The 20,413-nt window shown below is 59.7% G+C and carries 18 protein-coding genes; 7 read left to right on the top strand and 11 right to left on the bottom strand.

From position 1 onward, the window contains the following. Window positions 1-38: 38 nt before the first annotated feature. The 4 genes from araG to BUB69_RS01495 form a co-directional block, all read right to left on the bottom strand. The gene (araG, locus tag BUB69_RS01510) at window positions 39-1,562 is read right to left on the bottom strand and encodes an L-arabinose ABC transporter ATP-binding protein AraG (RefSeq protein WP_073161956.1); all 1,524 of its coding nucleotides are present in this window, start codon (window positions 1,560-1,562) and stop codon (window positions 39-41) included. A 109-nt stretch (window positions 1,563-1,671) separates the two neighbouring features. Next, window positions 1,672-2,724: a substrate-binding domain-containing protein gene (locus tag BUB69_RS01505; RefSeq protein ID WP_073161955.1), complete on the bottom strand. Its 1,053-nt coding sequence runs from the start codon at window positions 2,722-2,724 to the stop codon at window positions 1,672-1,674. 186 nt (window positions 2,725-2,910) lie between these two features. Beyond that, window positions 2,911-3,783 (bottom strand): SMP-30/gluconolactonase/LRE family protein, encoded by an 873-nt coding sequence (locus BUB69_RS01500; RefSeq protein WP_073161954.1) that lies wholly within the window; start codon window positions 3,781-3,783, stop codon window positions 2,911-2,913. Window positions 3,784-3,857: 74 nt separating this feature from the next. After that, a complete protein-coding gene (locus tag BUB69_RS01495; RefSeq protein WP_073161953.1) occupies window positions 3,858-4,577 on the bottom strand; it encodes a FadR/GntR family transcriptional regulator in 720 nt (239 codons plus the stop codon). A gap of 221 nt (window positions 4,578-4,798) precedes the next feature. On the opposite strand from BUB69_RS01495, the gene BUB69_RS01490 reads away from it, so the two are divergent. After that, on the top strand, window positions 4,799-5,947 hold the full coding sequence (locus BUB69_RS01490) for an aldose epimerase family protein (protein WP_073161952.1): 1,149 nt from the start codon (window positions 4,799-4,801) through the stop codon (window positions 5,945-5,947). 112 nt (window positions 5,948-6,059) lie between these two features. Continuing rightward, on the top strand, window positions 6,060-6,371 hold the full coding sequence (locus tag BUB69_RS01485; protein WP_073161951.1) for a hypothetical protein: 312 nt from the start codon (window positions 6,060-6,062) through the stop codon (window positions 6,369-6,371). Between the two features lie 67 nt (window positions 6,372-6,438). On the opposite strand, the gene BUB69_RS01480 is transcribed toward BUB69_RS01485, so the two are convergent. From BUB69_RS01480 to BUB69_RS29270, 4 genes are read right to left on the bottom strand one after another with little or no spacing between them, the layout of a single operon-like run. Further along, the gene (locus BUB69_RS01480; protein WP_073161950.1) at window positions 6,439-7,335 is read right to left on the bottom strand and encodes a metal ABC transporter substrate-binding protein; all 897 of its coding nucleotides are present in this window, start codon (window positions 7,333-7,335) and stop codon (window positions 6,439-6,441) included. Window positions 7,336-7,347: 12 nt separating this feature from the next. Next, complete coding sequence (locus BUB69_RS01475; protein ID WP_073161949.1) at window positions 7,348-8,217, bottom strand: metal ABC transporter permease; 870 nt, start codon at window positions 8,215-8,217, stop codon at window positions 7,348-7,350. Continuing rightward, the gene (locus BUB69_RS01470) at window positions 8,214-8,963 is read right to left on the bottom strand and encodes a metal ABC transporter ATP-binding protein (RefSeq protein WP_073161948.1); all 750 of its coding nucleotides are present in this window, start codon (window positions 8,961-8,963) and stop codon (window positions 8,214-8,216) included. The genes BUB69_RS01475 and BUB69_RS01470 overlap by 4 nt, the downstream gene beginning before the upstream one ends. Next, the gene (locus tag BUB69_RS29270) at window positions 8,960-9,091 is read right to left on the bottom strand and encodes a hypothetical protein (RefSeq protein WP_281250887.1); all 132 of its coding nucleotides are present in this window, start codon (window positions 9,089-9,091) and stop codon (window positions 8,960-8,962) included. Before BUB69_RS29270 ends, BUB69_RS01470 begins: the two co-directional genes overlap by 4 nt. Before the next feature lie 185 nt (window positions 9,092-9,276). Here BUB69_RS29270 and BUB69_RS01465 point away from each other — a divergent pair, with 185 nt between their 5' ends. Further along, the gene (locus BUB69_RS01465; protein ID WP_004882143.1) at window positions 9,277-10,497 is read left to right on the top strand and encodes a putative DNA modification/repair radical SAM protein; all 1,221 of its coding nucleotides are present in this window, start codon (window positions 9,277-9,279) and stop codon (window positions 10,495-10,497) included. After that, window positions 10,494-11,333, top strand: coding sequence for a TIGR03915 family putative DNA repair protein (locus tag BUB69_RS01460; RefSeq protein WP_073161947.1), 840 nt, complete (start codon window positions 10,494-10,496; stop codon window positions 11,331-11,333). The genes BUB69_RS01465 and BUB69_RS01460 overlap by 4 nt, the downstream gene beginning before the upstream one ends. Window positions 11,334-11,648: 315 nt before the next feature. On the opposite strand, the gene BUB69_RS01455 is transcribed toward BUB69_RS01460, so the two are convergent. After that, window positions 11,649-12,491 carry a PhzF family phenazine biosynthesis protein gene (locus BUB69_RS01455; protein ID WP_073161946.1) on the bottom strand — a complete coding sequence of 281 codons (843 nt, stop codon included), beginning with the start codon at window positions 12,489-12,491 and terminating at the stop codon, window positions 11,649-11,651. A gap of 168 nt (window positions 12,492-12,659) precedes the next feature. Between BUB69_RS01455 and BUB69_RS01450 the strand changes: the two genes are divergently transcribed. After that, on the top strand, window positions 12,660-13,286 hold the full coding sequence (locus BUB69_RS01450) for a LysE family translocator (protein WP_073161945.1): 627 nt from the start codon (window positions 12,660-12,662) through the stop codon (window positions 13,284-13,286). Window positions 13,287-13,310: 24 nt separating this feature from the next. After that, window positions 13,311-14,156 (top strand): NAD-dependent protein deacetylase, encoded by an 846-nt coding sequence (locus tag BUB69_RS01445; RefSeq protein ID WP_073161944.1) that lies wholly within the window; start codon window positions 13,311-13,313, stop codon window positions 14,154-14,156. A 12-nt stretch (window positions 14,157-14,168) separates the two neighbouring features. On the opposite strand, the gene BUB69_RS01440 is transcribed toward BUB69_RS01445, so the two are convergent. After that, complete coding sequence (locus BUB69_RS01440; RefSeq protein WP_073161943.1) at window positions 14,169-15,149, bottom strand: arsenic resistance protein; 981 nt, start codon at window positions 15,147-15,149, stop codon at window positions 14,169-14,171. Between the two features lie 69 nt (window positions 15,150-15,218). Beyond that, window positions 15,219-17,582: a DNA polymerase II gene (locus BUB69_RS01435; RefSeq protein ID WP_073161942.1), complete on the bottom strand. Its 2,364-nt coding sequence runs from the start codon at window positions 17,580-17,582 to the stop codon at window positions 15,219-15,221. A 222-nt stretch (window positions 17,583-17,804) separates the two neighbouring features. On the opposite strand from BUB69_RS01435, the gene BUB69_RS01430 reads away from it, so the two are divergent. Then, a complete protein-coding gene (locus tag BUB69_RS01430; RefSeq protein ID WP_073161941.1) occupies window positions 17,805-20,384 on the top strand; it encodes a bifunctional diguanylate cyclase/phosphodiesterase in 2,580 nt (859 codons plus the stop codon). Window positions 20,385-20,413 lie beyond the last annotated feature (29 nt).

The raw sequence follows: 20,413 nt of genomic DNA, 5'->3' as shown, positions 1-20,413 counted from the left end.
CACCTCTTTTTTATTGTTCATGGTCCGGGACCAGTTATTCAGCCGCGCGTGCGTGGCAGAGCCAGTTGCAGGAGTCGCGACTCTTCAGCCTCGTCGCGGTTGAGTTCACCGGTAATGGCACCTTCGCTCATCACCAGAATGCGGTCAGAAATGCCCATCACCTCCATCAGGTCGCTGGACACCACGATCACGGCGATGCCATCGGCCGCCAGGTTGTGAATGATCTGATAGATCTCGGACTTGGCACCGATGTCGATCCCGCGGGTCGGCTCGTCGAGCAGCAGCACCTTCATCGGCATCGACAGCCAGCGACCCAGAATGGCCTTTTGCTGGTTGCCACCTGAGAGGTACATGATCTGCTGGTCAGGCGACGGCGTCTTGACGTTCATCGCCTGGATCTGGCCCTTCGCGTTGTCGCGTTCCCAGCGTCCCTGAATCAGGCAGCCGAGGCTGACGTGTCGAGGACGGGCACCGATGTTGATGTTTTCAGCCACACTGGACAGCGGCACGATGCCTTCCTTTTTGCGATCTTCCGGGCAGAGCAGAATGCCGGCAGCGATGGCGTCACGCGGCGATTTGAGCGTCAATGGTTTGCCATCCAGTTGCAGCGAACCGGTTGTGCTGCGGGTCAGCCCGGACAGCAGGCGAAACAGCTCGGTACGACCGGCGCCGACCAGACCGAAGAAGCCCAGCACCTCGCCCTTCTCGACCGCAAAACTGACGGGTTCTTGCAGCCCAGGCCCCATAAGGCCGGTTACCCGAAGACTCGGTCCTTGGTGCTGACGTGGACGGTAGTTATAAATGTCCTGGATGTCGCGCCCGACCATGCAGGTCACCAGGCGGTCGTGGTCCAGATCGGCCATCTGTTCGAACGTGCGGACAAAACGCCCATCCTTGAAAACAGTCACTGCATCGCAAACCCGGAAGATTTCTTCCATGCGATGCGACACGTAAAGGATGACCCGACCCTCATCACGCAAACGCACAATGATCGCCATCAGGCGGTCGATTTCACGCGCCGACAGGCTGCTGGTCGGTTCGTCGAATGCAATCACATGGGCATTGCGCGACATGGCCTTGGCGATTTCTACCAGTTGCCGCTGACCGAGTGACAGGTCTCCCAGACGCGTGCCGGGATCGATCTCGTCAGCCAGTCCCTTGAGCAACTCAGCCGCCCGCCGCCGCATGGCGCCTCGATTGATCAAACCGAAGCGGTTCGGCATATGGCCCAACAGCAGGTTTTCGGCGACAGTCATTTCCGGCACCAGGTGCAGTTCCTGGTGAATCACGGCAACACCTGCCGCAATGCTGTCGGCGGTGGATTTGAACTGGCAAGCCTGATCGCCAATCTGCAGCGTGCCGCTGTTGGGCTGATAGGAGCCGCCGAGAATTTTAAGCAACGTGGATTTGCCCGCGCCGTTCTCGCCCATCAGCGCATGAACACTGCCGGGACGCGCTTCGAAGCTGATGTCCGACAGCGCCTTGACGCCGGGGAAGACCTTGCCGATGCCGTTGAAGCGCAGGGCACCGGTGGTGGAATGTTGTTCGATAGCCTGTTGCATGACACCAACCTCTTGCACGTTAGGGGCCTGTTTTCAGGCCCCCTGTTTCAGTTCACTTCGACTGACCTTTGTCAGCTTGCTGTTTCTTGAAGTTATCGCGCGGTCGGCATCAATTTGCGGCTGCAGACTTTTGTTCTTTTCCTTGTTCCGCCGGCATCAGGCCAATCTTGGTCAACACCTCCCTGAAGTTGGCACGCGTGATCAGCGTGACGTCGTCCATGGCGGTGTACATAGGTGGCTCTTTACCGTCCTTGACCCAGTCGTACATGTATTTGGCGGTGTTATAGCCTTCTTTGTCCGGGCTAGGCAGCATCGAACCGAAGAAGCCACTGTCCTTTTTCTTCAGTTCATCGATTGCGTCAGTCCCGTTGATGCCGATGCCGATCACGTTTTTAGGGCTGAAACCGTTGCTGGCCGTAGAACGTACACCGCCCAGCACGGTGTTGTCGTTCATGCCGCCAATGATCAGGTTCTTCGCATCGCCCGGCAGCTTGGGCAGCGCCGAGTTGGTGGCGTCCATGCCGCCAGGCACATCCAGGGTTTTCTGGGCGGTGAAGAGGATATTTTTCTCAGGCAGACCGGCTTTTTTCAGTGCATCAACAGAGCCGTCGGTGCGCTTCTTGCCAGTGTCCAGTTCATTGTAGGTGTTGATGATTGCGTAGGTGCCTTTCCAGCCACCCTCATCCCACTTGCGGTTCTTGGCTTCGGTGGCCATTGCGGCACCCTGCTTCTGGCCGACTTCAAAGGCGGCCATGCCCAGATAAGGCACGTCCTCCATGAATTTGCCACTGGCGTCGACAAAGCGGTCATCGACGGCCATGACTTTCAGACCCAGTGCCTTGGCCTTGGCCACGATGGCCGGGCCGAGCGAGACGTCAGGCGGGCAGATCACGAAACCCTTGGCGCCGTTGGCAGCGAGGTTGTCGATGGCGGCCAGGGTTTTCTCACCGTCCGGCACGGCAATCTTGAGCACGGTAAAACCGTGATCCTTGCCTGCTTTCTCGGCAAAGGCCCACTCGGTTTGAAACCAGGGCTCTTCAGCCTGCTTGACCAGAAAGCCGATTTTGATCTCGTCGGCAGCGTAAGTGATACCACTCATGCCCAGGATGGCAGTGGTGACGGCGGCACAGCACAGGGAACGAATCCCGTGACGACTCAACATAGCTAACTCCTTATTTTTATTGAATAGCTACAGCGTTCAGCAAGGTGGCGGCTCTCAAACGCGGATGCGTCTGAAAACCGATTCAATAGTCATACCATATTATGAATGACCGCTATGTAACCGAATGTCACGCCAGGTGGAACAGCCCGCTCGACTACGCCTGACCTCGCTACCAAGAGGCCGGAATCAACCCGCAAAGCGGCTGCATTCAAGGCCTTCAATGCCGACCTCGGCCATCAACACTGCACCGTCGAACTCACCCTCAGCGTCGGCAGGCATAGCGCTGGTGACGTACAACGTCTTCAGGTCAGGACCACCGAACACGCAACTGGTGGGATGGCTGACCGGCAGGTCGATCTCCCGATCAACGCTGCCGTCAGGTGCAAAGCGGATCAGGCAGCCTCCGCCCCAACGCGCATTCCAGACATAACCCTCGGCATCCATCGCCGAGCCATCGGGAGAACCGCGCGACTGCCCGGCGGCCCAGACCTGACGCGGGCCCAGGCTGCCGTCTGACCGAATCGGATACTGATAGATGACTTCATCCAGGGTGTCGGCGCTGTACAGCACGTCCCCCGAGGCATTCCACAGCAAGGTGTTGACGATGCCCTGGCTGTCAAGCAGCCGCGTGACGCGCGCATCGGGATCGACGCGAAACAGCCCGCCCGACCGGCGAACCAGCGGAACATCGCCGCCCTGCGCATCGATATTGTTCTGCATGCTGCCCAACCACAGACGGCCCTGCGTATCGCAGCGCGATTCATTGGCGCGGTTGCCGGACACGGGATCCGCGACACAGAACAGCGAGAGAGAAGTTTTGACGGCATTCAGATCAAGGCGATAGACGCCGCTGGCCAGTGTGACCAGTGCATCGCCCTGCGCGGTCGGGATGAAGGCCGACACCGGCTCGGGCATTCGCCACTGCCGGTACTCGCCATTGACGAGCCTGCAGGCCAGGAAGCCTGCGATATCGACCCAGTAGAGGGCCTGCTGTTCGGCGTCCCAGAAGGAGCCTTCGCCCAGCTTGAATCGGTGCTCGGAGACGGGCAGCCAGTTCATGAAAATGTCCTTTGTTATTGTTGTAAAAGGTACTTTTCAGGGTGATGCAATCATCGCAACAGCATTTCTGGTGTTCACAACGCGTCGTCAGAGGCGCCCTTCTGGCGTGCAAAGTAGGTGTCGATCACCTCCGCCGCCTGCTCGATCAGGCTCATGCAGGCCCACACCCCACGCCCCGCATCGCGAGTGGCGATGGCCTCGGCCAGCTCCCTGTGCAATGGCAGGGTCTTGCCCAACTGGCCCGGCATCCCCGAGGTCACTTCAAACGATACGGCCAGTAACGCCCCCAGGGCCGGCAACATTTGCTCGATGAACCGGTTATGACTGGCCGCCAGCACCGCCTCATGAAAACGCCGGTCCGCCAGGTTGTAATCACCCTTATCGGTCACCGATGCCTCCAGCAGGCGATACGCTTCACGAATCTCTTCAATCTGTTGTGCCGAAGCCCGTTCGCACGCCCAACGCACGGCCATCGGTTCGATGGTTCTGCGCAGATCCAGCAGATCCTTGACGAACGCCTCAGGAAGCCCCTTGCGCGCCAGCCAACCCACGACCTGTGGGTCGAACAGGTTCCACGAACGCAACGGCAACACGCGCGTCCCGACCTTGGGACCGACCTCCAGCAGCCCTTTGGCCACCAACGTCTTGATTGCTTCCCGCAGCACCGTGCGGCTGACACCCAGCTCCTCGCACAGCGCGGCTTCCACTTTCAGTGTCTGCCCCGGCAACACATTGCCTGCTGCAATCCAGGCACCCAGCCAATCCACCGTCGATGCGTGGAAATTACTGCTCATGTCCCGATGCCCCGCCTGGCGATTCAGTCAGCCGAGGCTAATCATCATACCAATGGCTGTCAAACCGGCTGATGATCACCCCTCGGCAAACGCAACGCCTGCATTACTAAATAGTATTACAATTAATTTTTCAAGCAGCATTTTTTGGGCTATAAATCCTTCCATCGGATAAAAAGCCGATCAAATAGTCTTACCAATAAAAATAAAAGTGGGTAGATAAGATGAAAAAGCATGCTCTTCTCAGCACCCTTGGACTGTCTCTCATGATCAGCACCTTGACCGCGCACGGCGCAACGCTTTCCAGCGAACACAGCAACTTCGGGCAACTGCCAGATGGCACGGCGGTCGAGAAGTACACCCTGCGCAACAGCCACGGCGTACAAGCCAGCATCATTACCTACGGCGCTACCCTGCAATCGCTGCTGGTCCCGGATAAAGCGGGCAAGGTGGAAGACATCGTGCTGGGCTTCGACGATGTGCAGGGCTACCAGAACAACGGTACGGTGTACTTTGGCGCCACCATCGGTCGGTTCGGTAATCGCCTGGCAGGCGGCAAGTTCACCCTGGACGGCAAAACCTATCAGGTGCCGCTCAACGACAAGACCAACGCGCTGCACGGTGGCAATCAAGGCTTCGACAAACGGCTCTGGAAAGCTGAGGAGGCCAAGACCGGTGAGTCGGTCGGCGTGAAGCTGACCTATGTCTCCCCCGACGGCGAAATGGGTTTTCCCGGTACGCTGACCACCGAAGTCACCTACAGCCTGAACGAGAAGAACGAGCTGAAGATCGACTACCGTGCCACCACGGATAAACCCACCGTGCTGAACCTGACCAACCACAGCTACTTCAATCTGGCGGGCGCAGGCAGCGGCGATATTCTCAAGCAGGTCGCCACGTTGCACGCCTCGCACTACACGCCGGTCAACGACAAACTGATTCCGACTGGCGAGCTGCCCGCCGTCAAGGGCACACCCATGGACTTCCTCAAGCCCACCGCCTTTGGTCGGCACATCAAGGAAGACAACCAGCAGCTCAAATATGCCGAACCCAAGCAAGGCGGCTTTGATTTCAACTGGGTACTCGACACCAAGGGCGACGTGAAGAAGCTGGCCGCTGAAGTCACCGATCCGCAGTCGGGCCGCACGCTGCAATTGTTCACCACCGAACCCGGCGTACAGCTCTACACCGGCAATTTCCTGGATGGCAGCATTCATGGCAAGGGCGGCAAGGTGTACCCGCACTGGGGCGCGTTCACACTGGAAACCCAGCACTACCCGGATGCGCCTAACCAGCCGAAATTCCCGAGTACTCGACTCGATCCCGGCAAGGCCTACACCCAGACCACCGTCTTCAAATTCGTCAACAACTGAGGCAGCCGGTCGCGCAGCCCTTGTCTATCAAGGGCTGCGCGTTATGATCTGTAGGTCGCGCAGTAAAGGAGTACGACATTCCCTCCACCCTCCGAACAGAGAGGATGACGACATGTCTGCTCAGATTGACCCTTATCGCTTACCCGCCCTTCCCCACTATTTGTCTGGCCTGGTGTTCGCCGACCGGGCGACACCGCAACAGCCTCAGCCTCTGTACACCCTCGTCGGACATTACAACGCCGTGCTGGAATGGCTGTCGCTCGACGACTTCATCGACACAGGCAAAACCGAAGGCATTACAACTGAAGGGTTCAATGCGTTCTGGATGATTACGCTTGCAGGCGACGTACAGGACGACGTCGCCTGCAATACAGCGCCTGACGGGGCAAGGGAAACGGTCGCGTTCAGGTTGCCGCTTACCTGAACGCGAGCGAGGCGTATGGCGACTGGATAGCCTCGACCTGCTACACCCCGCTGAGGATTGATCGTGATTACTGATGCTTCTTCATCGCGGCCACCAGGGTGTCTACGTTGTAGCGAAACATCTGTGCGTAGGTCGCAGCCGGACCGTCTGCTGGCGACAACGCCTCTACGTACAACTCACCACCAGGCTGGGCGCCGCTGGCCTCGGCAATCTGCTTGACCAGGCGCGGATCACCCGAGTTCTCGAAGAAATAAGCGCTGACGTGCTCGGCCTTGATCTGACGGATCAGTTTCGAAACGTCTGCCGCCGAGGCTTCCGACTCAGTGGAAAAGCCAAGCGGCGACAGGAAAGTTACGCCGTAGGCATCGCCGAAATAGCCGAACGCATCATGCGAGGTGAGGATCTTGCGGTTGGCTTTTGGAATCGCCTTGACCTGGTCGCGGGCATACTGATCCAGCGCCTGCAACTGAGCGATGTAACGGTCGCCATTGGCTTGGTAAACACCTGCGCCCTCAGGGTCGGCCTTCTTCAGCGCAGTCACGATATTACGCACGTAGATCACGCCATTGGCGGCGCTGTTCCACGCATGAGGGTCGGTGATGCGCTTGCCATCCTCATCCATGCTGCGGGTCTTGATGCCGTCGGACAGCACAACCGGCTGGCCCTTGTAGCCCGATGCCTTGATGAGACGATCCATCCAGCCTTCCAGATGCAGGCCGCTGACGAAGGTGAGGTCAGCGTTCTTCAGCGCTTGCGCATCCGTCGGCGTCGGCTCGTAGACGTGCGGGTCGCCATTGGGGCCAATCAGCGATTTGACATGCACCCGATCACCACCGACGGTGCTCACCATGTCGGCGATCACCGTAAAGGACGCGACCGCTTCAAGCGGCTTGGCCTGGGCGATGGACGCAAAGGCCGACAACGCCAGCGCAGCCATTGAACTCAATAACATCAATCGTTTCATGACATACCTTTTTCAGTGAGCCAGGTGAGGTTTGGGAAACAGTCGGCGCAGGATGCCCGTACGCCCGAACAGCAGAGAAAACATGTAGAACGCACTGGCAGTCAGGACAATGGCTGGCCCCGAGGCGACGCCGAAGTGGTAGGACACGATCAAGCCAATCAAGCCTGCCAGAGTGGCCAGCAGGGTCGAGATCAGCATCAGTGCGCTCAACGAACTGGCCCAGAAACGCGCCGCCGTCGCCGGCAGCATCATCATCCCGACGGCCATCAAAGTGCCCAGCGCCTGAAAGCCCGCTACCAGGTTCAACACCACCAGCAACAGAAAAAGCACGTGATAAAGCGATCCGCGTCCGCCGACAGCCCGCAGAAAGCCCGGATCGAAACACTCAAGCACCAGCGGGCGATAGATCACAGCCAGCAGCATCAAGGTGAACGAAGCGATGCCGCCGACCATGTAGATAGAAGCGCTGTCGATGGCCAGGATGGTGCCAAACAGCACGTGCAGCAGGTCGACGCTTGAGCCATGCAGCGAAACGATCAACACGCCTGCCGCCAGAGAGGTCAGGTAGAAGCTGGCAAAACTGGCGTCCTCGCGCAATGCGGTGAGTCGGCTGACAAGACCGGACAACAAAGCCACCGCAAGCCCCGCGATCAAACCGCCAAAGCCCATGGCAGGCAGTGAAAGGCCCGCCACCATGAAACCGACCGCAGCGCCCGGCAGCACGGCATGGCTCATGGCATCACCCACCAGGCTCATGCGCCGCAGCATCAACAACACGCCGACCGGACCGGAGCCAATGCCCAGCGCAAGACACGCCACCAGCGCGCGGCGCATGAAGCCGAATTCGACAAAGGGCTCAATGATGAGCGTATAGAGCATCATGAGCGCTCCTCCCCGACGTCGCACATCGATTCATCGACGCTCCAGTACTCGGCCATGTTGCGCGCCTTGCGCAGGTTCGCGACGCTCAGCACCTCGGATGTATCGCCCCAGGCGATGGCTTCGCGGGCCATCAACAAGGTCTGCGGAAAATGCTGACGCACCTGATCAATGTCGTGAAGCACCGCGATCACGGTCCGGCCCTGGCCGTGCCAGACACGCACCAGTTCCAGCAGATCGCGGGTGGTGCGCGCATCGATGGCGGTAAACGGTTCGTCGAGCAGAATCACTGACGCATCCTGGAGCAGCAGCCGCGCAAACAGCACCCGCTGGAACTGCCCGGACGATAACGAGCCGATGCTGCGCGCTTCAAAGCCTTCCAGCCCGACCGTCAGCAGCGCCTGCCGAGTCAGGTCGGCATGCTTGCGCGTCAGACTGCGAAAAGGCCCGATGCTGTGCCAGGCGCCCATGGCCACGGTGTCGGCAACGCTGAGCGGAAAACCGCGGTCGATCTCGGCGGCCTGGGGCAGATAACCGATAGTACGGGTCGCCAGACGACCGCGATCAACACGGCCCTGCGCAGGTTTCATGGTCCCGGCAATGGCCTTGATCAGGGTGGATTTGCCTGCACCATTGGGACCGACAATGGCGGTCAGACTCCCCGCTTCGAACCGCCCGCTGATGTGATGCACGGCAGGACGGCGCTCATACGCGACCGTGAGGTTTTCCAGCGCAATGGCGGCACTCACGGAATGTCCACCGACCAGGCGACGGCCAGCCACAACAAGGCGAGCACGAACAGGCAGAACACAATGCGTTTCCAGGCTGACTGGGCCAGAACCGAATGTGCGATTGAAGGAGGCTGGGATGTCTTCACAAAAAATCAACCTGAAACTATTCGTTACAGTATTACATAGCCTCGTTATAAACCGTTATAAAATAACATTTACATTTGCCATCATTGGGCAGATGCCGAGCGACCTTCGGTCTGCTTGCTGTCGAGTGACTTGAGAGTTGACCTGCAACCCGATACTGTACATGCAAACAGTAAAGGGGTATTCCATGCAGCTCATCGACAAGCTCAGCATTCTGGCGGACGCCGCCAAGTACGATGCGTCATGCGCGAGCAGCGGAGCACCCAAACGCAGTTCGCAGGATAAATCCGGCCTCGGCTCCACCAACGGTATGGGCATTTGCCACAGCTACACGCCTGACGGGCGTTGTGTTTCGCTGCTGAAGATTCTGCTCACCAACTTCTGCCTGTACGACTGCCAATATTGCGTCAATCGCCGTTCCAGCGACGTGCCCCGAGCCCGCTTCACACCTGAGGAAGTGGTCACCCTGACCCTGGATTTCTATCGCCGCAATTGCGTCAGCGGGCTGTTCCTCAGCTCCGGCATCATTCGTTCGGCGGACTACACCATGGAACAACTGGTCGAGGTCGCCCGCCTGCTGCGCGAGGTCCACGAATTCCGGGGTTACATTCACCTCAAGACCATTCCTGACGCCGATCCCGCACTGATCGCCCAGGCCGGTCGCTACGCCGATCGTCTGAGCGTAAACATCGAACTGCCGACCGACGCGAGCCTGCAGACGCTGGCACCGGAAAAGGACGTCGCCTCGATCAAGCGCTCCATGCAGACCATCTATACCGGCGAGCAGACCGTGCGTAACGAGCCGCGTGCCCCGAAGTTCGCACCTGCCGGGCAGAGCACGCAGATGATCGTCGGTGCCGATGCGACGGACGACAGCACCATCCTGCACAGTGCCCAGTCGCTGTACAGCAACTTCAAACTGCGTCGGGTCTATTACTCGGCGTTCAGCCCGATCCCCAACAGCCCGAACAGCGTGCCGTTGGCCGCCCCGCCGTTGATGCGCGAGCACCGGTTGTATCAGGCGGACTTCCTGCTGCGCGGCTATGGTTTTACTGCGGGCGAATTGCTCAATGGCCCGGGTGATCTGGCGCTGGACATCGATCCGAAACTGGCCTGGGCGCTGGGCAACCGGCAAGTGTTCCCGCTGGATCTCAACAACGCCGACCCGGCACTGATCGCACGCGTGCCCGGTATTGGCATTCGCACGACACAGCGACTCGTGGAGCTGCGTCGGCAACGGCGCATCCGCTATGAAGACCTGACCCGCATGCGCTGTGTGCTGGCCAAGGCCAAGCCGTTCATCATCACCAGTGACTACCATCCGCCTCAGGCCGAGACCACCAGCGAGTTCCTGCACCATCAGTTGCGTGACCGGCCGCAGCCCCAGCAGATGGGGCTGTGGGGATGATCTGCCTGGATTGCGATGACCTGTTCGACACCTGGCGACAGCAGGCGCGCTGGCTGTTGAGTCATGGAATAGACCCCAGCCGTGTTAGCTGGAAGTCTCCCGATGCCGCCGACCTGTTTGGCAGCGACGAAGAGTGTCCGAGCCAGCAAGGCCCTTTTCAGGCACGCGTTCCGCTTGAGCTGCTGCATCTGCTGGAAAGCGCCTCACGCTATCGTGGCGAACAGCGCTGGAGCTTGCTGTATGAGGTTTTATGGCGTGTCAGTCACGGCGACCGCACGGCAATGATGGCGGGCGACAAGCTGGGCAGTGAATTGCATCGGCGACTCAAGTCCATCAGCCGAGAAGCGCATCACCTGCATGCTTTTCTGCGTTTCGTGGCGCTGCCTGCGCCTGAGCAGTCGGATCAACTGATGCGCCCGGAGTACGTGGCCTGGCATGAACCGGCCCACGACATCCTGCACAGTGCCAGTGAACACTTCATCGGCCGCATGGGTCAGCACCGCTGGATGATCGCAACGCCCCAGGACGGGGTTTATTACGATGGCAAACAACTGATTCACGAGCGTCGCTGCCCAGAAGCCTGGAAGACAATGGCGCGACAGGTCGACGACCCGCATGGCGAGCTGTGGCTGACCTATTACAGCCACATCTTCAACCCGGCACGGCTCAATCCCGAGGTCATGGAGGGTCATTTCCCCTCACGCTTCTGGAAGAATCTGCCAGAGGGTCCCTTGATTCCGGCGCTGATCACCCAGGCGCGAACCGGCAAACAGCGTGACGGTCAGGCCAACGACATTGCCGCCCGACGCGGCAAGAAGATTGCGCATCGGGATTGAACACCGGTCGTGGGAGCGGACCGGGCGGCGCTCGGTTTGCCCGCGAAGGGGTTGGTACATTCAGTCGAAATATTGCGCCTGAAAGTCAGTCTTCGTGGACAAGTCCACTCCCACGGATTGAAAACCGGTTTCAGTCAGTGGGACTTGTCCGCGAAGGGGCCAGTTCACCCAGTTTCATCAATGGGTTAGACGCCGTTCGAGACCTTGTGGGAGCGGACTTGTCCGCGAATACCGTCTTCCAGTCCCTGAATATTTGTCGGATGTACCTGCCTCTTCACGGACACCCGCACCGATACCTGCCGGTTCAAGGTTTTTTCAAATCGAAACCCGCCCGTCAATGCACGTCACCGTCGCCCCTCCCACCCACACATCATCGCCCAGGCGTTTGACGTGCACCCGCCCCTTGCGGCCTATCGCAGCACCCTGACTGGCGACATAGCTGTCCGCCGCAAGCCCGTCCTCCAGCACCCAAAGCGCAATAGCGGCGTTGAGGCTGCCCGTCACCGGATCTTCGGCCATACCGTCTCCTGGCACGAAAGCGCGCACTTCAAACTGCGCTTCGTCGCCCTCCGTTGCCGGGTTCCAGGGTGCGAACACCCCGATTTTCAGCCCCTCAAGCTTTACGTTATCCGGCTGTAAGGCAAGTACGTCGGCACGACTGGCCAACCTGACAACCAGCCAACCCGGACCGTTGTCGGCCCAGCGCGCTTCCAGAATCGCGCCTTTTTCAAGGCCGAGGCCATCACGGACGCGCTCGACCAGATCCGTTTCCACAGGACCGGAACGCAACAATGGCGGTGCGGTAAACGCCAATTGCTTGCCGTCACGACGAATCCTGATCAGGCCTACGCCACACTCTTGAACGATTTCGTCGCCTTGAGCAATACCTCCGCTCTCCAGCCACGCATGGCAACTGCCCAAGGTCGGATGGCCTGCAAACGGCAGCTCGTCGAGTGTCGTAAAGATGCGCACGCGATAATCGGCGCGAGGATCGGTGGGCTTGAGCAGAAACGTGGTTTCGCTCAGGTTCGTCCAGCGAGCGAAGGCTGCCATTTGCTCATCACTCAAACCGTCCGCACCGAGCACAACGGCCAACGGGTTGCCGAGCAGCGGTTGATCACTGAAAACGTCAACCTGCTTGAAAATGAACGATGGCATGCGTGTAGATTCCTTTCCGGGAGTGGGCCGCAAAGGTTGCCACGCAGGTCCGGCTGTAGCAATCAGGTGTTCCGCATTAATGCACGCCAGCTGTACCGCAGCGCCGGCGAGCTTCTCCGTTAACGTTGACTCAAGGAAGTCACCTCAAGCCGATCAAGGAACCTCGCGATGCCGGATCTACAAACCATCGCCGTTTTCAGCGGTGCGATCATCCTGTTGCTGCTGTCTCCCGGGCCGAACATGGCGTTTGCACTGAGCCACGCCATGGCCTATGGCTGGCGTGGAGCCCTGGCCGTGGCGCTGGGCATTGCGCTGGCGGACAGCCTGTTGACACTGCTCACCGCCACCGGGGTTTCCGGGCTGGTGGCGGCCTGGCCGCCGTCATTCGACATCATTCGTTACTGCGGCGCCGCCTACCTGCTGTGGATGGCTTACAAAACGCTGCGAAGCGGCAGCCTGACCCAAGGCACGGCCAGACAGGGCGTTTCGATGAAGGCTGTGTTCTGGCACGCCACGCTCAATAGCCTGCTCAACCCCAAGGCGCTGCTGTTCTTCATCGTGTTCCTGCCACAGTTCGTCAAACCGGAGGCAGGTTCAATCGCGCAACAACTGCTGATTCTCGGCCTCTGGCTGACCTTTCTGGCATTGATCTTTCATGTGCTGCTGGGGGTGTTTGCGCACTCGTTGGGCCGGCTTTTCTCTGCCAATGGGCGCTTTCCGATGCTGCAGTCCGGTCTGCTGGCTGGCGTGCTGACCTTGCTGGCCGTGCGTTTGATGGTAATGTCCCGCCCATGATCTGCCGACCATCCGAGGTTTGAAATGCTGGCCAGCCCTGTTCGCGAACAGCTCGATGCCCTTGCACGATACATGGCCGAGCGGCCGTTTCTGGTGATCACAGGGGCAGGCATCAGCACTGCGTCCGGCATTCCCGACTATCGTGACAAGGAAGGCGTGCGCCGCGGCAAACAGCCGATGATGTATCAGGAGTTCATCAATAACCCGGCAGCGCGCCAACGCTATTGGGCGCGGGCCATGCTGGGCTGGCCGAGAATCCGTGCGGCGCTGCCCAATGCTGCGCATCAGGCATTGGCGCGCCTGCAAAACGATGACGCCATCACCGGTTTGATCACCCAGAACGTCGACGCGCTGCACAGTCAGGCGGGTAGTCATGACGTTATCGAGTTGCATGGCAGCCTGCATCGAGTGCTGTGCCTGGATTGCCAGCAACGTCACGATCGGGCGGCGATTCAAGACGTGATGCTGGAACACAATCCCTATTTGCTCGGCGTGCATGCCACTCAGGCGCCCGACGGCGACACACTGCTGGACCCCGCCTTCGAGGCCGCCTTCAAAGTGCCGCATTGCCCTCACTGCGACGGCAACCGCCTCAAGCCTGACGTGGTGTTCTTCGGCGAGAACGTCGCGGCCCCGACCGCCGCAAAAGCCACGCTCAGCGCCGAGCAGGCCGAAGGGTTACTGGTGGTAGGCACCTCGCTGATGGCCTGGTCAGCCTTCCGTTTGTGCAAGGCGATGGCCGAACAGGGCAAACCGGTCATTGCCATCAACCACGGCAAGACCCGCGCCGACGAGCTGCTGGACATGAAAATCGAAGCATCGTGCGAGCAATTGCTGCCAAGACTGGCTGAGCAACTGACGCCGCATTGATCACATCACCCGTTACTGCGCCGCCTCGCGCTGCTTCTCGTCACGGATCAACGCCGGAATCGCGCGAATGTAGATCAGCTCACTGACCAGCTCGATCAGCGTCTGGGTGATGACGGCCGCGGCCGCCAGCTGCCTGATCCCTTCGGGCAAGGCCAGCGCCAGCGGCAAGACCACCAACGAGTTGCGCGTCGAAGTGCTGAACGCCACCGATCTGGCAGTGGCTGCAGGCAGCCTGAAGCCCTTCGCGACCAGCGCGCCTGTCAGCGGCGCAAGCACCATGAACGCCAGGTAGACAGGGATGACCGGCAGCAACTGATCCAGGCCGCTCACCACCGCCGTGATCTGCGAACCCATTACCACGACCAGCACCCCGGCCATCGCCGGAACAGGCATCCACGCCCAGGCATTGTTCCAGTGCGCCACAACCGGAAAGCGCTTGACCCCGGCGGCAGTGAGCACCGCAAGTACCAGAGGCAGAACGATCAGCACCACGAACGCCTCGACAAAGGGGCTGATGGAAATCGCCACTGATGACGCACTGCCCAGCATCAACGCCAGGTACAGCGGCAGTAACAACAGTTGCAGCAGAAGCAACACGGGCGTGGCCGCCAGGGTCAATCTGGAATCACCCTTGCCAAGGTGAGTAAAGACCACCACATAGTCGATACACGGCGTGAGCAGCACCAGCAAGGCCCCCACTAAAATCGCCGGGTGTTCACTCAGCCCAAGAGTCAGTAACCAGACCAGTACAGGTATCACGATGAAGTTGGCGATCAGCAGCGCGAGCAGGAAGCGTTTGTTGCCAAGCCCCTGACGCAAATCCAGGAACGGGATCTGCAGAAACATGGCGTACATGAGCACGGCAATCGCAGGCGTGACCAGCACACCCAATGCCTGCCCGGCAACAGGCGCGAAAAGGCCGCCGACAGCCGCTACCAGCACGGCCATGAAATAGATCGCAATCTGCTGCTGTTCAAGTTGTTCTCTGCTCACACTCAATCCTTACAAGCGTTGCGTCATGTCCAGCGCGCAGGACAGTGCCTGCATCCAGAAAAAAACGGGTTAAAACAGCCCAAGCTGCCCGCCGATCAAGGTGCCGAAGTCGTCATCCACGAACGGCAGAATGGCATCGGCCAGCGGCTGAAGCTGGCGGGTCACGTAATGGTCGTAGTCGATGGGCGCGGTACGGATTTCAAGGGGTTCAGGCCCGGCCAGGGTCATCACATAGCTGATCCAGCCGCCGCTCTGGTACTGGCGCGGACGGCCCTGCAGATCGTTGTAATCATCGGCAAGCCGCGCGGCGCGCACGTGGGGCGGGACGTTGCGCTGGTAGTCGTCCAGCTTGCGGCGCAGACGTTTGCGATAGATCAACAGGTCGTCCAGCTCGCCTGCCAGTGTGCGCCGCACATAGTCGCGCACATAATCCTGATACGGCTGACGCTTGAAGATCCGCAGGTACAGCTCCTGCTGAAATTGCCGGGCCAGGGGCGACCAGTCGGTACGAACGGTTTCCAGCCCCTTGTAGACCATTTCTTCACTGCCGTCGGCGCGGATGACGAGCCCGGCGTAACGCTTCTTGCTGCCCTCCTCTGCGCCGCGAACGGTCGGCATCAGAAAGCGTTTGAAGTGTGTCTCGTATTGCAGCTCAAGGGCACTGTCCAGACCATAGGTGTTCTGCAAATGCTCGCGCCACCAGTCGTTGACCTGCCGGACCAGCGCCGTGCCGATGCCTGCCGCCTCTTCCTGGCCATGCGGTCGGCCAAGCCAGACGAAGGTCGAGTCAGTGTCGCCATAAATCACTGTGTAGCCCTGCGCCTCGATCAGCTCGCGGGTCTTGAGCATGATTTCATGCCCGCGCAGGGTAATGGACGATGCCAGCCGCGGATCGAAAAACCGACAGCCACTGGAGCCCAGTACGCCGTAGAACGCGTTCATGATGATTTTCAATGCCTGGGACAGCGGTGCATTCTGTTCCCGCTTGGCTGTTTCCCGCCCCTGCCAGACGCGCTCGACGATGGCTGGCAGGCTGTGCCGCGTTCGGGAAAACCGTGCGCCGCGAAAACCCGGCACCGAGGTGCTGTCATCCGGGTGACGCAGGCCTTCGACCAGCCCGACCGGGTCGATGAGAAAGGTGCGAATGATCGACGGGTACAGGCTCTTGTAATCCAGCACCAGCACCGATTCGTACAGGCCCGGCTGCGAGTCCATGACAAAACCGCCGGGGCTGGCTTCGGGCAGGCGCTCGCCCAGATTGGGCGCGACAAAACCCTGGCGATGCATCAGCGGAATGTACAAATGGCAGAACGCAGCGACTGAGCCGCCACTGCGATCGGCGGGCAGCCCGGTGACGGTGGCGCGTTCGAGCAGAAACGTCAGCAGTTGAGTCTTGGCGAAGATCCGCGTGACCAGTTCACAGTCCTTGATGTTGTAACGCGCCAGCGCCGGTTTGTCCTCGGCGAACATGCGATTGATTTCATCCATGCGCTGATACGGCGTGCTGATAGCCTTGCCTTCGCCCAGCAGGGTCTGTGCGACGTTCTCCAGACTGAACGACGCAAAGCTCCAGGTCGCCGACCGCAACGCTTCGATCCCGTCAATGACCAGCCGCCCGCTGATGTCGGCAAAAAAATGATTATTGCGGCTGCCATGCTCGCGCCAGCCCATGGCCTCGCCACCACGGCCCAGCTTGAGCGCAATGTTCAAGCGCTGGGCATGCTCGTGTAGCACCCGCAGGTCGAACTGCACCACGTTCCAGCCAATGATCGCGTCGGGGTCGTGGAGCGCCAACCATTCGTTCAACCGCTCCAGCAGCTGCGCGCGGGTGTCGCAGTAGTCGAGCTGAAAGTCCAACGCCTCGTTGCCACCGTTGGCAGGCCCCAACATGTACACCTGGCGCTGACCACAGCCTTCCAGCGCAATCGAATACAGCTCGCCACGCGCCGTGGTTTCGATGTCCAGCGAGACCAGTTTCAATCGGGGACGATACGCCACAGCGGGCCTGATCTGCGCATCGCACAGCACACCTTCGGCATTCGCCGTGCCGCTGAACTGCACAGGCGCAGTGATGAAGCGCTCCATCAGGTAGCGTTCGGGCGGCCGGATGTCGGCTTCGTAGACATCGACGTTGCCTTTGCGCAGCAGTTTTTCGATGTTCATCAATTGCCGATGCTGCTGGCAGTACACCCCCAGCACCGGCCGATGGCGAAAGTCGCACAATTGCAGCGGCCGCAACTCCACGCCACGCTCGGCCCGCAGCAATGAACGGGCGCGCTCCTGCTGTTCGGCGGGAATGAACGCGACAGAGGGTTGGCACGGCAGGCGGATGTGGCGCGGGCCGTCATCGGTCGCCAGCCAGAAGTCGACTTCAGTCCCGGCGGGCGTGTCCTGCCAGTGCCGGCTCAGAATGAAGCCCTGCTGTAACTCCAACGGTACAACCTCGATCAGACGATTAAGCGCCTGATTCTACGTGGCTATGACTGCACGTGCGCGCCTGACGGTCGGTTCAAGAAACATTTGTCTGAGCCGATAACCCGGTACACGTATGTGGCCATGGACTGCACATCCGAGTGGACGCACCCGCCACAGGTAAGTGAAGCCTTTCTGTTCGCAACCTGTCGTGTGGACGCTACTGACCCTGGAATAGCAGTAATGAAATCGCTCGATTCGCTTGATCCCCTGCCAGTCACCGTTCGTGGCAACACGTTTCTGGCGCGCCGCACCCTTTTGACCATGGCCGGCCTGCTGGGCGCGCTTTCGTCTGTCATGATCGCTTCGTTGTTCTATATCGCCTGGCAGTTGAATCAAAGCGCAGCGCAGCAGAGTCAGCGGCTGGTCGAAAAAATCTGGCAATCAAGGGAAAAAGCCCTGGTAGCGACCTTCAAGGACAACGCGTTCTGGGGAGACGCTTACAAGCATCTGCACATCAAGGTCGACAAGGAGTGGGCGTATACGCGTAACAACCTTGGTGCCTCGCTGTACACCGATTTCGAGTTCGAAGGGGTGTTTGTCATCGATGGGCAGAATCAGACCTCTTACGCCGTGGACAAGGGCGAACTGGCCACGCTGCAACTGACAGACTGGCTGGACGGCGGTCAGGATCAACTGGTGACCCAGGCCCGCGAGCCTGCGGGCGAGGATGAAGTCTTTACCCAGATGCGCAGGGTCAATCATGTTCCGGTACTGCTGATCGCTGCGCCGCTGACCACCGGAGGCGATGATCAGGTGCAACCGACCGACTCCGCTCAATCGCTACTGGTTCTGGCCTATACGCTGACGCCCCAGAAGCTGAGAACCATGGGGCAGCTCTATGGCCTGCATGGCTTGCGCGAAGCGTCCGATGCCCAGGATGCCAAACACCTTCCATCGCTGGAAATCGCCCCCGGCCTGCTGTTGCGCTGGGACCCGGAGCGGCCGGGCATGAAGCTGGTGAGCGGACTGCTGCCGGTTCTGATCCTGTTCCTGATGACCCTGGCCTTCGTCGCCAGACGCGTTTCCAGAAAAACCATCAGGACCGCCGAACTGATGGATCGACAGTTCGAACTCATCAACCAGAGCCGGGCTGCGCTGCTCAGCAGCGAAGAGCGTTTTCGCAACGTGGCTGAAAGCGCCTCGGACTGGGTCTGGGAAACCGATGCGCAGCTGCGCATCACCTACCTTTCAGAGCGCTTTACCCGCGTGACCGGCCACGCATCGCTGCCCTGGAAAGGCCGCCATCTTACTCAACTGCTGACCAGTCCGACCCAGTCTCTGGAAGAGTGGGTTCGCACTGAACGCCCTTCGGACGAGCGCGCCGTGCTGCGTTGCACGCACTATTCGCTCCAGGGTTCGGTACGGACCAGCAACATTGCCGTCAGGCCCATCGTGCTCGATTCGCGCATCGTCGGGTATCTGGGGATTGCCTCGGACATTACTCAGGAAGTGGAAAACCAGACGCGGCTGTTTCACCTGTCTCAGCACGATGCCTTGACCGGCCTGCCCAATCGCACCCAGATGCAGGCTTTCCTGAATCGCACGTTTGAGCGCCGTCATGAGCCCGGTTTTGCAGTCACCATGCTGAATCTGGACCTGGACAGCTTCAAGCCCATCAACGACATCTTTGGCCACAGCGTGGGTGACAGTGTGCTCCGGGAAGTGGCTGAGCGGCTATCACGCTGCCTGCCAACGGGCGGTCTGCTGGCCCGGCAAGGGGGCGACGAGTTCCTGATGGTGACGACGAGCCTTGCGACGATCGACGACATAGAACGCCTGTGCGAGCGTTTGATCGCCCTCATCGGCCGGCCTTTCACGCTCAATAACCAGGAAGTGTCGATCGGCCTGAGCATCGGTATTGCGCTGTTCCCGCAGCACGCACAGGACAGCCAGAACCTGATTCGGTTTTCCGATCTGGCGCTCTATCAGGCGAAAAAAGAAGGCCGTAATACGTGGCGATTCTACGAAGAGATCATGAGCACGCGCATCACCCAACTGCGCGAGATGGAAAAGAACCTGCGTGTGGCCATCAAAAACGATGAGTTCAGTTTGCGCTACCAGCCACGTTACAACATCGCCAGCGGCAGGATATCCGGTGCCGAAGCACTGATCCGCTGGGAACATCCCACGCTTGGACTGTGCATGCCCGATCAGTTCATTGGTCTGGCCGAGGACAATGGGCTGATTGTGGCGCTGAGCGACTGGGTGCTGCATCGGGCCTGTAGCGATGCGGCGCGCTGGGACGATACATTGCGCGTGTCGGTAAACATCTCTGCCGTGGAATTCCGTACGCCGGGTCTGGTGGAGCGCGTGCGCCAGGTATTGATCAGGACCGGCCTGCCCAGTCATCGGCTGGAACTCGAAGTGACAGAGCGGGTGATGATTCATGACGCACACGCGGCACTGAAGCTGATCAATCAACTCAAGGCACTGGGCGTAAGGTTGTCGATGGATGACTTCGGGACCGGCTACTCGTCGCTGAGCTACCTGAAGATGTTCCCGTTCGATGCACTGAAGATCGATCGCAGTTTTATCAACGAGATCGACACCAATACCCAAAGCCACTCGATCGTCCAGGCCATCATTCAGCTGGGGCGCAGCCTGTCGATGACCATCACTGCAGAAGGCGTCGAAACCGCGCAACAACTCACCAGCCTGCAGTCATTGGCCTGCGACGAGGCTCAGGGGTATTACCTGAACAGGCCCATGCCCTTGTCGTCATTTCTTGAGGCCGTTGAGGCTCAGACTGGCCAGTCGTAAAGCTGACTGTCGGGTTTTCAACTGCTTGT

Source organism: Pseudomonas asturiensis (assembly GCF_900143095.1).
Lineage (GTDB): Bacteria > Pseudomonadota > Gammaproteobacteria > Pseudomonadales > Pseudomonadaceae > Aquipseudomonas > Aquipseudomonas asturiensis.
The sequence above is the reverse complement of the archived record's forward strand: the minus strand, read 5'-3'. Positions and strand labels throughout refer to the sequence as shown.

Bases quoted from the DNA above. Each gene is read 5' to 3' on its own strand.
- BUB69_RS01455 (WP_073161946.1), bottom strand. From the start codon at position 12,491: ATGCCATCGTTCATTTTCAAGCAGGTTGACGTTTTCAGTGATCAACCG.
- BUB69_RS01500 (WP_073161954.1), bottom strand. From the start codon at position 3,783: ATGAACTGGCTGCCCGTCTCCGAGCACCGATTCAAGCTGGGCGAAGGC.
- BUB69_RS01460 (WP_073161947.1), top strand. From the start codon at position 10,494: ATGATCTGCCTGGATTGCGATGACCTGTTCGACACCTGGCGACAGCAG.
- BUB69_RS01490 (WP_073161952.1), top strand. From the start codon at position 4,799: ATGAAAAAGCATGCTCTTCTCAGCACCCTTGGACTGTCTCTCATGATC.
- BUB69_RS01480 (WP_073161950.1), bottom strand. From the start codon at position 7,335: ATGAAACGATTGATGTTATTGAGTTCAATGGCTGCGCTGGCGTTGTCG.
- BUB69_RS01475 (WP_073161949.1), bottom strand. From the start codon at position 8,217: ATGATGCTCTATACGCTCATCATTGAGCCCTTTGTCGAATTCGGCTTC.
- BUB69_RS01485 (WP_073161951.1), top strand. From the start codon at position 6,060: ATGTCTGCTCAGATTGACCCTTATCGCTTACCCGCCCTTCCCCACTAT.
- BUB69_RS01495 (WP_073161953.1), bottom strand. From the start codon at position 4,577: ATGAGCAGTAATTTCCACGCATCGACGGTGGATTGGCTGGGTGCCTGG.
- BUB69_RS01445 (WP_073161944.1), top strand. From the start codon at position 13,311: ATGCTGGCCAGCCCTGTTCGCGAACAGCTCGATGCCCTTGCACGATAC.
- BUB69_RS01505 (WP_073161955.1), bottom strand. From the start codon at position 2,724: ATGTTGAGTCGTCACGGGATTCGTTCCCTGTGCTGTGCCGCCGTCACC.
- BUB69_RS01450 (WP_073161945.1), top strand. From the start codon at position 12,660: ATGCCGGATCTACAAACCATCGCCGTTTTCAGCGGTGCGATCATCCTG.
- BUB69_RS01465 (WP_004882143.1), top strand. From the start codon at position 9,277: ATGCAGCTCATCGACAAGCTCAGCATTCTGGCGGACGCCGCCAAGTAC.
- araG (WP_073161956.1), bottom strand. From the start codon at position 1,562: ATGCAACAGGCTATCGAACAACATTCCACCACCGGTGCCCTGCGCTTC.
- BUB69_RS01430 (WP_073161941.1), top strand. From the start codon at position 17,805: ATGAAATCGCTCGATTCGCTTGATCCCCTGCCAGTCACCGTTCGTGGC.